This is a genomic window from Actinoplanes sp. SE50/110, assembly GCF_900119315.1.
GTDB lineage: Bacteria > Actinomycetota > Actinomycetes > Mycobacteriales > Micromonosporaceae > Actinoplanes.
On the sequence record NZ_LT827010.1, the window covers coordinates 7,520,915 to 7,533,540 of the forward strand.

The 12,626-nt window shown below is 68.7% G+C and carries 7 protein-coding genes; all 7 read right to left on the bottom strand.

The annotated features are described in order from the left end of the window. Nucleotides 1-67: 67 nt before the first annotated feature. The 7 genes from ACSP50_RS33645 to ACSP50_RS33670 all read right to left on the bottom strand — a co-directional run bounded on the left by ACSP50_RS33645 (nucleotide 68) and on the right by ACSP50_RS33670 (nucleotide 12,559). The gene (locus ACSP50_RS33645) at nucleotides 68-3,886 is read right to left on the bottom strand and encodes a discoidin domain-containing protein (protein ID WP_063714031.1); all 3,819 of its coding nucleotides are present in this window, start codon (nucleotides 3,884-3,886) and stop codon (nucleotides 68-70) included. Between the two features lie 73 nt (nucleotides 3,887-3,959). Beyond that, entirely contained in the window at nucleotides 3,960-6,227 is a 2,268-nt protein-coding gene (locus ACSP50_RS33650) for a discoidin domain-containing protein (RefSeq protein ID WP_014693783.1), read from the bottom strand. Nucleotides 6,228-6,318: 91 nt separating this feature from the next. Continuing rightward, a complete protein-coding gene (locus tag ACSP50_RS33655) occupies nucleotides 6,319-7,878 on the bottom strand; it encodes a glycoside hydrolase family 13 protein (RefSeq protein ID WP_014693784.1) in 1,560 nt (519 codons plus the stop codon). Between the two features lie 77 nt (nucleotides 7,879-7,955). Next, a complete protein-coding gene (locus ACSP50_RS42750; RefSeq protein ID WP_014693785.1) occupies nucleotides 7,956-8,843 on the bottom strand; it encodes a carbohydrate ABC transporter permease in 888 nt (295 codons plus the stop codon). Nucleotides 8,844-8,855: 12 nt separating this feature from the next. Continuing rightward, the gene (locus ACSP50_RS42755; protein ID WP_014693786.1) at nucleotides 8,856-9,803 is read right to left on the bottom strand and encodes a carbohydrate ABC transporter permease; all 948 of its coding nucleotides are present in this window, start codon (nucleotides 9,801-9,803) and stop codon (nucleotides 8,856-8,858) included. Between the two features lie 67 nt (nucleotides 9,804-9,870). Beyond that, the gene (locus ACSP50_RS33665; protein WP_014693787.1) at nucleotides 9,871-11,250 is read right to left on the bottom strand and encodes an ABC transporter substrate-binding protein; all 1,380 of its coding nucleotides are present in this window, start codon (nucleotides 11,248-11,250) and stop codon (nucleotides 9,871-9,873) included. Between the two features lie 313 nt (nucleotides 11,251-11,563). Further along, nucleotides 11,564-12,559: a LacI family DNA-binding transcriptional regulator gene (locus ACSP50_RS33670; protein ID WP_014693788.1), complete on the bottom strand. Its 996-nt coding sequence runs from the start codon at nucleotides 12,557-12,559 to the stop codon at nucleotides 11,564-11,566. Between the last annotated feature and the right edge of the window lie 67 nt (nucleotides 12,560-12,626).

The window sequence follows — 12,626 nt, forward strand, 5'->3', positions numbered from 1 at the left end:
GGATCTTCCAAATGGGCGTGCCCGCGTCCGGACGACGGACGCGGGCACGCTGCCTCTCACCCGGTGATCAGTTCCGGATGATGGTGAAGGTCGTCGTCGGGTTCTCGATGTCCCTGTAGTTGTTGCTCAGCGTCAGGTTGGTGAAGGTCGCCGACCCCACCGCCGGCCCCTGTCCCGCTTCGGGCAGCGGGTTCGCCCAGATCCCGTAACCGCTCTTCGCGTCGAAGGCGTCCCCGCTGCGCTGCGCCCCGCTGATCGTCACGTTGGTGAAGACCGTGTCGGTGATCGGGTTGACCGGGTTGCCGCCGATGTACTGGGTCTGGAACATGATGCCGGAGTAGGTCGGGTCGAGGATGTCGACGTTGCTGATCCGGATGCCCTGGAAGACCTTGGAGGCGCTGAACATCCAGATGGCCGGGAAGACCTGCTGGCCCCAGAAGTGGCCGCCGGCCCGGACCACCGAGATGTTGTCGAGCACGGTGGGCGGGTTGGCGCCGAAGCCGTTCATCGGGTAGCCGAAGTCCAGCGAGCTGACCGTGATCCCGGAGTAGCACAGCGTGTCCGCGATGGAGATGTTCTTGAACGTGTTCGCGTAGCCGCCGTAGACCGCGATGCCGGCCGCACGCCAGGTGAGCAGGCTGGTGAGGTTGGAGAAGGTGTTGTTGATCTCGTCGGAGCCGCCGGCGTCGATGGCGGAGAACAGCGCGAAGCTGTCGTCGCCGGTGGCGCGGGACTCGTTGTTGTCGACCAGGTTGCCGGTGCTGCCGTTGGTCATGTTGATGCCGTCGGCGAAGGTGTCCCGGATCCGGGAATTCCTGATCACCATGTTGTCGGTGTTGGCGCCCCAGTACAGGCAGACCACGTGCTCGGCCCAGATGTCGTCGATGGTGATCCCGGAGACGTTCGCGAAGTCGAACACCTTGCCGGGGCCGTCGATCCGGATCGTGTAGTTGCCCCAGAACGAGAAGTCGGCGAACGTGGAGCCGTTCGCGGTGGCGTCGGCCCGGAAGCCGGCGTCGGTCTCGGTCTGCGTGTCCGGCGTGTGGAAGCGGGTGTACCACGGGCCCGCGCCGATGATCTTCAAGGAGCGCCCGTACACCTGGAACTTGTTGGACGTCTGGTAGTCACCCGCCGGCAGGTAGACACCGAGCTTGGTGCTGTCCTGACGAGCCGTGTCCAGGGCCGCCTGCACCGACTGCTGGTCGAAACCGGTCGGTACCACGTACTTCGAGGGATCCGGGTCGGCGACCGGAGCGACCTGCTCCAGCTGGATGAAGTCGATCGCGATGCTGCCGCTGTTCGCCGCGTCCTTCTGCAGCCTGATCGTGCTGCCGGCCGGGAACGACCCGGTCAGCAGGGTGTTCGCCTCGTCGTAGATGTGCCGCGGGCCGGTGCCGGAGTTCTGCGGCGCCGTCTCGCTGCCGTACAGCCAGGCGTACTTCGAGGTGAGCGCCAGCGTCCTGTTCAGCGTGCCGTTGACGTACACGTTGATCGAACTGGTGGTGCCGTCCGGGATGGAGAACCGGGCGACGACCGTGTTGGTCGCGTTCCGGGTGGTCCACTGGACGGACGCGCCGGTCTGGTTGAGGGTGACCGCCCGGCGGCCGGACGCCTCGCCGGCCAGGTCGCCGATGGTGCGGTTCGGGCCGACGACGGCCGCGCCGCCACCGACCGTGCCGTCCTCGGCCTCGTACATGTCGTACGGCATGGTGGCGCCGCGACCGACGAAGAACGCCTTGTCGCTGGTGTTGTTGCCCTGCTTGACGGGCAGCTCGGCGGTGTCCGCGGCGACCACCGTGTGCACCGTGTACCTCCCGTTGACGGCGGTCCAGGTGCCCAGGTTGATCGACGGGGACGCGGCGCCGGCGGCGAGCGTGCCGGTGTACGACCCGGTGAACGTCTTGACCGTCGTCGACCCGTTGAGGACGGTGACCGTGACGGTGTGGGCGCCGCTGCCGGTGGGCGCGGTGCCCTGGTTCCTCAGGGTCACCGAGAAGGTGACGGTCTGGCCGGCCGACGGGTTGCCCGGCGACCAGGAGACCGCCGAGGCGACCAGGTCGGAGCTGCTGACCGGGGCGACGACCAGGCTGGTCGGGCTGTTGTAGGAGTTGTTGGCGTCGTTGGTCTCGATCACCGTGTCGGCCTCGTCGACGACCGCGGAGACGGCGTAGGTGCCGGCATCACGCGCCCCGATCGACGCGGTGACCGTGGTGGCGGCGCCGGCCGCGAGTGCGCTGACCGAGGCGGTGCCCACCTTCGTCGTACCCAGGTAGAAGTTGACCGAGGAGGCGGCCGAGGCCGCCGTGCCCGCGTTGCGGACCGTGGCCGACAGCGTGATCGCGTCGGTCTCGACCGGCGAGGCCGGCGCGGTGGTGATGCCGGTGACGGTGAGGTCGGGGTTCGGCGCCGGCGTGCCGATCACCTGCAGTTCGGCGACCTGGCCGCTGGGCGCGCCGGTGTTGGCGGTGAAGGACAACCGCAGGTCCGCCGTGGTCGCGGTGACCGGGATGGTCACCGTGTTGCCGGTCGCGGGATTGAAGGTGTACGTCGTGGAACCGACCAGGGTGGTGTACGCGGACGACGACTGTTCCCGGCCGAGCACCGCGAACGTCTGCTGCCGGGTGCCCCAGTCGCTGGACGGGTTGAGCTTGACCACCACCGAGGTGACACCGGCGTTCGCGCCGAGCTTCACGGTCAGGTTCGCCGGGTACGCGCTGCCCTCCCAGTAGGTGGCGGTGTCGTTGTCGTCGGCATTGGTGGCGACGAACGTGAAGACCGTCGAGGATGCCTCGATCGGCTTGCCGACCGCCAGGTTGGTGCCGGTCTGTGGGGCGCCGGTCCGGGTCACCGTGTTGCTGGCCGCCGACTCGTTGCCGGCCGCGTCGCGCGCCTTCACGTAGTAGGCGACGGTCGCGGTGTCGGGCTGGCTGTCGGTGTACGTGGTGCCGGTGACCGTCGTCTTCAGCGTCCCGTTGACGTACACGTGGTAGCCGGTCACGCCCACGTTGTCGGTGGACGCGCCCCAGCTGAGCCGGATCTGCCCGCTCGCCGGGGTGGTGTAGGACAGGGTGCCGGGCGTGGTCGGCGCCTGGGTGTCCCCGGTCGCGCCGGTGCGGGTCACCGCGTTGCTGTTGCCGGACACGTTGCCGGCCGCGTCCCGGGCCCGGACGTAGTAGGCCACGGTCGCCGAGTCGGGCTGGCTGTCGGTGTAGGTCAGGACGTTCCCGGCCACCGAGGTGCGGAGCTGGCCGTTGGCGTAGATGTCGTAGCCGGTCACGCCGACGTTGTCGGTCGACGCGTTCCAGTTCAGCCGGATCTGCCCGCTGGCCGGCTGGGTCCAGGTCAGGTTCGACGGCGCGCTGGGCGCCTGGCTGTCGCCGCTGACCGGTCCGTACACCTCGAGCTCGGAGAGCTGACCGGCCGGCCACGCGGTGTTCGCGGTGAAGTTCAGCCGCAGGAACCGGGTGCTGACCGTGGTGAGGTCGACGGTCACCGTGTTGCCCGAGGACGGGTTGAAGGTGTAGCCGGCGCTCGCCTTGAGCGTGCTGAACGCATTGCCGTCGGTGCTGCCGGTGATCGACAGCGTTTCGGTGCGGGTGTTCCAGGCGGTGGCCGGCGGCAGCTTGAGCACCGCCTGGTTGACCGGGGTGGCACTGCCGAGGTCGACCTGCAGCCACTGCGGGAAGGCGTTGTTGCTGCTCTCCCAGTAGGTGTCGGCGTTGCCGTCCCCGGCGTTGCCGGCCGGGTAGACGTCGGTGTAGCTGCTGGCGCTGAAGGTCTTGCCGGCGGCCAGGTTGGGGCCGGCGGCCAGCGCCGCGGGGGCGTGGACGAGTGCCGCGACCACGCTCGCGGCCGCCGCTGCGGCTATGAGCCTGAATCTGGACATGCGGGAGCGCACCTTTCCATCAGAGGGGACCCGGCGGGCGAACCTGGTGGATGGCCGCCCGCCGGGGTTCTTTTCAGGAGGCGTAGGCCTCGAGTTCGGACAGCTGACCCGCGGGCCAGCCGGTGTTCCCCGTGAAGGTGAGTCGCAGGTAGCGCGAGGTCGCGGTCACCGGAATCGTGACGGTGTTGCCGCCGGCCGGGTCGAACGTGTACCCGGCGCTCGCCTTGACCGTGCTGAAGGTGGAGCCGTCGGTGCTGCCCAGGACGGACAGCGTCTCGGTCCGGGTGGCCCAGGCCGTCGCGGGCGGCAGCGTGAGCACGACGCGGGCGAGCGTGCGGTTCTGGCCCAGGTCGACGGTGATCGACTGCGGGAACGCGCCGTTGGCGCTCTCCCAGTACGTGGCGGCGTTGCCGTCGACCGCGTTCGCCGCGACGTACGGCCCGTTGGCCGACGTGGCGGTCACCGCCCTGCCCTGCGCCAGGTTGCCGTTCGCCGGGGGCGAAGGTGTGGGAGAAGAGGTCGGCGGGGGCCTGGTGCTGTTGCCCCACCGCGGCGCCGGCCACGGCCCGCAGTACGGCGCCGGCGTCTGCCAGCCGGAGTTGCCGCCGCCGTCGGTGATCGCGAGCCCGGAGCCGGTGCAGTTGTATGTCGGCGGGTTCTGCGCGATCCCGGTCGCCGTCACGTTGGTGAACGTGGCGGTGGCCGGCGCCTGTACCTGCAGCGCGAACGTGCCGGCCCCGGCGATGGTCACGTTGGTCAGGGTGAGCCCGCTGGTGCCGTTGCCGATCCACTGGATCCCGGCGTACGAGCTGTCCAGGATGTCGGTGTCGGTGACGTTCAGGGTCGCACCGGTGATCGCCCCGGAGTCGGGCCAGAACCAGAGCGCGCCGATCCCGAAGTTCCAGTTGTAGTCGGAGTTGCCGGTCCGGATCAGGGTGTTGCGGGCCAGCGTCCAGGTGCCGGCGACCGCGGTGGGGCCCTGCACGCCCGGGTACCGGTTGGCGACGTGCAGGCCGCCGCCGTTGGTGACGGTCTCGGCCATCACGTTGTCGCTGATCGTGATGTCCCGGCCGCCGTAGCTGACGATGTTGTTCGCCAGGATCGGGGCCACCACGGTGTCGTGGGTGAACGAGTTGCCCACGTTCGGGGTGCTCTCCGCCCACATGGCCAGGCCGTCGTCACCGGTGTTGCGGACGAAGGTGTCGGTCACCGTGGAGTTGGTGACGCCCATGTGGAAGTTCACGCCGTCCGCGGTCTGGTCCAGGATCCGGCTGTTCCGGATGGTGAACCGGTCCATCGGGCCGTCCATCCAGGCGCCGACCTTGGTGTGCTGCATCCACACGTCGTCCAGCGTCGAATGGGACAGGGCGCCGCCGAACGCGTTCACCTGGTCCTCGTCGACCCGCTCCTGGATGTCGCCGATCACCGCGAGGTCCTTGACCGTCACGTTCCGGCTGGGCCCGCCCTGGTTGGCGTACCTGCCGTAGATGCCGGCCGCCAGGTTCCGCTGGGTGGGGTGCCGCCCGCCGAACACGGTGTACCAGGGACCCGCCCCGGCCAGCGTCACCCGGTCCACGATCACGTGGCTGTACAGCGTGTAGTTCCCCGGCGGGACGTAGACCACCCGCCCGGAGGCGCTGCCCGCGTCCACCGCGGCCTGGATCTTCGCGGTGGAGTCGGTGGCCCCGGTGGGGTCCGCGCCGTAGTCGGCGACCGCGTCGATGGCGCCGGCGGGCTTGCCGATCGGGTCCGGCACGTTCTCGAAGTCGGCCAGGTCGACGGTGAAGCTGGGCGACTGCGCGGTGGAGCCGACCTGGATCCGGATCTTGGTGCCGGCCGGATACGTGGTGCCGAACAGCGCCCGGGCCTCGTCGTAGAAGTGGTGCGGGCGGCCGTCACCGGGGTTGTTGGTGAACGGGTAGTACCCGTAGTACCAGCTGTACTTCGAGGTGACCGGGACCGTCCTGATCAGCGTCGAGCCGGTGCGCAGGTCCAGCGACGCGTTTCTGCCGTCCGGGATGCTGTACCGGAAGGTGACCGCGTCGGCCGGCTCGGTCAGGGTGAACTCGACGTATTCACCCGCGGCGTCGAGGGTGACCGCCTCGCGACCGGAGGCCTCCGAGGACAGGGTGCCGTAGGTGCGGTCGGTGCCGGTGGAGGTCCCGTTGGTCGCGGCCTTCTCGGCCTCGATCTCGGTGAACGGCACGGTGGCGCCCCGTCCGGCGACGTCGAACGGGGACAGTCCGGCGGCTTGCGCCGCGGGTGATTGCCACATCACCGTGGTGACCGCGGCCGCGAGGACGACGGCTGCGGTGAGGAGTGGGGCGGTGCGGTTGGCCATGGGTCCCTTCCTTGGTGTGGCCAGCCCCCGGTTTCCTTCGTCCTGCCGTGCGGCGCCCCCGGCGGTGGAACCGGGGACGTCGCCCGCCGGGTTAGAGGCGCAGCCAGATCGCGGTGTCCCGGGGGAGGAGGTCACCGTCGAGCGGGCCGCTGGCGAGCAGGATGGTCTGGTGCTCCGGCAGCCGAACGGGTGCGCCGGAGAGGTTGAGCAGGCAGGCGAAATCGGCGCCGCGGTGGTACGCCAGCACGTCGTCGCCGTGGTCGAACCAGGTCATCGCGGGGTCGTCGAGATGCTCACCGCGGAGCCGGATGGCCGACCGGTAGAGCTCCAGCATCGAGTTCGGGTCGCCGGTCTGCGCCGCCACGGTGCGGTCCTTCCACTCGGCCGGCTGGGGCAGCCACGGGTCGGTGCTGCTGAACCCGAACGGCGGTTCGTCGCCCGACCAGGGCAGCGGCACCCGGCAGCCGTCCCGGGTGTGCCCGCGCCGCCCGTACATCGGATCCTGGATCTGTTCTTCCGGGATGTTCTCGTTCTCCCAGAGGCCCAGCTCCTCGCCCTGGTAGACGTAGGTGGCGCCGGGCAGCGACAGGGAGAGCAGCGCGGCCGCCCGCGCCCGTCGGGTGCCGAGCTCCAGGTCGACCGGGGTGCCGTCGAGGTTGTTCTCGAAGCTGAACGTGGTGTCGGTCCGGCCGTAGCGGGTGACGTGCCGGGTGACGTCATGGTTGGAGAGCACCCAGGTGGCCGGGGCGCCGACCTTGACATGCGCGTCCAGGGTGCGGTCGATGCAGGAGCGCAGCAGGGCCGGGTCCCAGGCGCAGCCGAGGAAGTCGAAGTTGAACGCCGCGTGCAGCTCGTCCGGCCGCAGGTAGTTGGTGAACCGCTCGACGTCCGGCATCCAGACCTCGCCGATCAGCGCCCGGCCCTCGTAGTCGTCGGCGACCCGCCGCCAGGCCCGGTAGACGTCGTGCACCGCGTCCAGGTCGTGGAACGGGTGCGGCCTGCCCTCCTCGACCTCGGGCAGCGTGGTGTCCTTGAACAGCAGCGCGGCCGAGTCGATCCGGATCCCGTCGGCGCCCCGGTCGAACCAGAACCGCAGGATGTCCTCGAACTCGGCCTGGACGTCCGGGTGCTCCCAGTTGAGGTCGGGCTGTTCCGGGGTGAACAGGTGCAGGTACCAGGAGCCGTCCGGCGCCTTCGTCCAGGTGGTCCCACCGAACTCCCCCGTCCAGCCGGTGGGCATCCGTTCGGACGGGGGCCGGAACCAGAAGTAGTCCCGCTCGGGCGCGTCCGGTGCGGCGATCGCCGCCCTGAACCACGGGTGCTCGGCGGAGATGTGGTTCGGAACGATGTCGACGATCATCCGGATCCCGGCCGCGTGCGCCTCGGCGATCAGCGCCTCGGCGCCGGCCAGGGTGCCGAAGACCGGGTCGACGTCGCGGAAGTCGGCCACGTCGTATCCGGCGTCCGCCATCGGCGACGGGTACCACGGGCTCATCCAGATCGCGTCCACCCCGAGGTCGCGGAGGTGGCCCAGGCGGGCGCGGATGCCGTTGATGTCACCGACGCCGTCGCCGTCGGAGTCGGCGAAACTCCGGGGATACACCTGGTAGATGACCGCGTCGCGCCACCACGCACTGTCTTTTGCGGACACGAGAACTCACTTTCTGCGTATTATTGCAGCATTTTTTGCGCTTTAAGAGGCGAGCGCCTCCCTTTTCCGGGTGATGCTCAGCCCTTGACGCTGCCCGCGGTCAGACCGGACATGATGTTGCGCTGGAAGATCAGGAAAATGATCACGGTCGGGACGGCGGCGATCACCGAGGCGGCGATCACCTCGTTGACCGACGAGCCACCGGAGAAGGCCACGATGCCCACGCTCACGGTCCGGGTCGACGGGTCCGGCATGACCAGCTTCGGCCAGAGGAAATCCTTCCAGACGTAGGTCACCGAGAAGATCGAGACGACGCCGAGGATCGGGCGGGAGATGGGCAGGATGATCGACCAGAGCGTGCGCAACGGGCCGGCGCCGTCCACCTGGGCGGCCGCCATCAGGTCCTCCGGGATGGAGTCGAAGAACCGCTTCAACAGGAAGATGTTGAACGCGTTGGCCACCAGCGGCAGCCAGATCGCCAGCGGCTGGTTGATCAGGCTGGTGTGCACGAACGGCAGGTCGATCACGGTCACGTACTGCGGGACGATCAGCACGATCACCGGGATCATCAGGGTGGCCAGCATCGCGCCGAGCACCACGTTGCCCAGCACCGGGCGCAGTTTCGACAGCGAGTACGCCGCCGCGGTGTCGAAGACCAGCTGGAACAGCACCGCGCCGATCGCGTAGTAGAACGTGTTGAACAGCAGCTTGCCGAGGTTCAGGTTCTGCCACGCGTTGGTGTAGTTGCTGGCGTCCGGGTGCCGCGGCCAGAGGGTCGGCGGGGTCTGCGCGACCTCCTGACCGGTCTTGAGCGCGCCGGTCACCATCCAGTACAGCGGGCCGATGAAGACCAGGGTGAACGCCAGGACGACCAGGCCGAGCAGCGTCCAGTAGACGTACCTGCCCCTGCCCCGCCGCAGCTGCGCCTGCGAGACGAGCGTCCGGGTGCCGGAATCTTGAGACATGCTGGTCCGTCCTCAGTCGTTCTTCGTGGTGAGCCGCAGGTACACACCCGAGAAGGCGGCCAGCGCCAGCAGGATGATCACCCCGAGTGCGGCGGCGCCGTTGAGGTCGTTCTGGTAGAAGCCGTGCTGATAGATCAGGTACGCCACGGTGGTCGCCGAGTCCTGCGTGCCGGCCCCGTTGGCCAGGATCAGCGGCTCGATGAACACCTGCATGGTGGCGACGATCTGGATCATCGCGAGCAGCCCGAGGATCAGCCTGGTCTGCGGGATCGTCACGTTCCAGATCCGGCGCCAGAGCCCGGCGCCGTCCAGCTCGGCCGCCTCGTACAGCTCGCCCGGGATGTTCTGCAGCGACGCCAGGTAGATGAGCACCGCGCTGCCCATGTTCATCCAGGTCGAGGCGATCACCATGGCCGGCATCGTGGCGCTCGGTGACTGCATCCACTGCGAGGTGGGCAGGTGCAGGAACTTGAGGATCGCGTTGAACAGGCCGGCGTCACCCGGGTCGTACGCGTAGAACTTGAACAGGAACAACGCCGAGGCCGGCGGCAGCATGACCGGCAGATACACCAGGACCCGCAGATAGCCCTTGGCGTGCCGGAGCTCGTTGAGCAGGATCGCCACGAAGAACGGGACCGCGTACCCGATGACCAGGGCCAGCACGGTGAAGTAGACGGTGTTGCGCCAGGCGGGCCAGAAGCTCGGGTCGGCGATGATCCGGGTGTAGTTGTCGAAGCCCACCCAGGTGGTCACGCCGCGCCTGGTCTTCTGGAAGCTCATGATGATCCCGCGGATCATCGGATACCAGGTGAAGAGGGCGAAGCAGAGGATCGCGCCGATCAGGAAGACGTACCCGGTGAGGTTGTCGCGGATCTTGCGGCTGCGCCGCGCGCCGGTCCGGGCCTGGACGACGCGGGCGGCCGGCTTGCCGGTCGTGCCCGGGGCGGTGATGGTCGCCAACGGAAAACTCCTGCGATGAGTCGGAAGGGTGCGGGCCGGCCGGGACCGGCCCGCACTCCTCGCGGGATCAGCTACCGGCGGCGAGCAGCTGGTCGACCTTCTGCTCGGCGGTCTTGAGCAGCTCGCCGGGGTCGGCGTTCGGGTTGGTCAGCACTCCGGACATCGCCGAGTCGAGCACCGCGTAGATCGCCTGGGCGTTGGTCGGCTCGCCCTTGATCGGGAGCTGCTGCGCCTCGAAGAGCGAGTAGATCGCCGGGTCGACGTTGGCGTTCGCCTTGCGCAGGTCGAACTCGGCCTTCGCGGTCGCGCTGTCCCTGGTGAACAGCAGCGGCTGGGGCAGGCCCACCGGGTAGTTCTGCGGCTTGGCCCGCGGATAGTCGAACTGGCCCTTGCCGACCGTCAGCTTCTCGTAGGCGACCCACTTGAGGCCGGCCTTGATCTGCGCGTCGGTCAGGCCCTTCTTGAAGAAGTAGCCGTCGCCGCCACCGAGGGTGGCCTTGGCCAGGCCGTCCTGGCCGGGGAGCGGAGCGACCGCCCAGTCCGAGTACCTGCCCTTGAACTGGGAGACGATCTGCTGGGTGGTGTCCGGCGCGCCGATGAACATGCCGACTTTGCCGGCCGCGGCGTTGGTCAGCAGGTCGCCCCACTGCAGCAGCTGGCGCGAGCCCATGCTGTTGTCGGCGTAGCGCATGTCCTTGAGGTTCTGCAGGACCTGCTTGCCCATCGCGTTGTTGAAGTCGGCCTTCTTGTGGTCGGCCGTCAGGATCTGGCCGCCCTGCGAGTACAGCTCGGCGGTGAAGTGCCAGCCACCGGTGTTGCCGGCGCTGTAGTCGGCGTACCCGGCGACCGCCGGGTCGGCGGTGACGATCTTCTTGGCCGCGGCGCGGACCTCGGCCCAGGTCTTCGGCGGGTTCGCCGGGTCCAGTCCGGCCTTCTTGAACAGCACCGTGTTGTAGACCAGGCCCATCGAGTAGTTCTTGATCGGCAGCGCGTAGGTCTTGCCGCCGTCGGTGAACACCTGCTTGAGCGCCGGGTCGACGTCCTTCCAGGTGGGGACGTTCTCGTCGGTCAGGTACGGGGTGATGTCCATCGCCTGGCCGGAGTCGAGCACCTGCTGCAGGTCGGTCATGTAGCCGTAGAAGACGTCGGTGGTGGTGCCACCGGCCAGCCGGGCGGTGAAGTCCGGCGGGTTGTTGCACTGGGTGCCGACGCTCACGCTCTTGATCGTGATGTTCGGGTTCGCCTTCTCGAAGGCGGCGACGTCGGCGTTCCAGTTGGCGACCAGCTCCTTCTCGGTGCCGACCGGCATGCAGTCCACCGTGATGGTCGTCTTGCCGTCGGCGCTGGTGCTCTCGTCGTCGCTCTTCGTGGAGCACGCCGCGAGGCTGAGTCCCAGGCCGGCCGCGAGCGCGAACGCCACGGCCTTCCGGTACTGCGGTGCGGACATCTGTCCATCCCTTCGGGAACGGTTATCCATGGCGTTCGCTGATCTGCGAGTGATCGATGCTGATGAGCCACAGGGCCGCAGCACTGTGAGTGGAGTCACCGTAGCGAGGCCAACTGATTTCCGCAAGGTTTCGATTTTGTCTTGCAAAGACACGACTTTGGAACGACAGATATAGACAGCAGGCGGCCTGGGGCCGGTATGTCAGCTTTGCGGGCAACTATCGGGACAAAAAGAAGGCTGCCGATCGCAAGACGCGATCGGCAGCCGTTCCGGGGTTGCGTTCAGTTGTCGATTCCTGCAGCGCCCACCGGGCTCACCGCGGAGCCGGGCCGGTCGACCCGCGCACCACCAGCTCCGGCTCGAAGAGCAGCTCGTCGCGCACCACCCGGGCCTCCTCGATCTGCGTGACCAGCAGGTCGACGGCGGACTGGCCCATCGTCTCGATCGGCTGACGCACCGTGGTCAGCGGCGGATCGGTGCAGGTCATGAACGCCGAGTCGTCGAAGCCGACCACCGACACGTCAGCCGGCACGGCATGCCCCAGCCGGCGCGCCGCCCGGATCGTGCCCAGCGCCATCACGTCGCTGGCGCAGATGATCCCGGTCGCGCCGCGCTCGATCAGCTTGGCCGCGGCGACCCGGGCGCCCTCCATCGAGAAGCTGGAGCGCTCCACCCACTTGTCGTCGGTCCAGCCGGCCACCTGGATCATCGAGGTCAGCTTGCGGCGCGACGGGATGTGCCCCTCGGGGCCGAGGACCATGCCGATCCGCTCGTGGCCCAGCGACCGCAGATGCCCGAAGGCCTGCTCGACCGCCACCGCGTCGTCCGTCGACACCCGGGGGAAGCCCAGCTCGTCGACGCCCGCGTTGACCAGCACCACCGGCAGGCCGCGGTCGGTCAGCCGGCGGTAGTGCTCGTGTGAGGCGTCGGCCAGCGCGTAGGAGCCGCCCGCGAAGATCACGCCGGAGACCTGATGGTCGAGCAGCATCTCGACATAGTCGGACTCGGGGACGCCGCCGATCGTGCGGGCGCACAGCGCCGGGGTGAAGCCGCGCTGGGCCAGCGAGGCGGTCACCACCTCGGCGAGCGCCGGGAAGATCGGGTTCTGCAGCTCGGGGAGGACCAGGCCGACCAGGCGGGCCCGCTCCCCCCGCAGCTTGGTGGGTCGCTCGTAGCCCAGCACATCGAGGGCGGTCAGGACCGACGCCCGGGTGGCCTCGGAGACGCCGTCGCGCCCGTTGAGCACCCGGCTGACGGTCGCCTCACTGACCCCGGCCTTCTTCGCCACCTCGGCAAGACGTTTGGTCACGACGGAATCCTACGTCAAACCTTTGCAAAAACTGAACCTACTTTTGCGGCCAGCGCAGAAATCGATG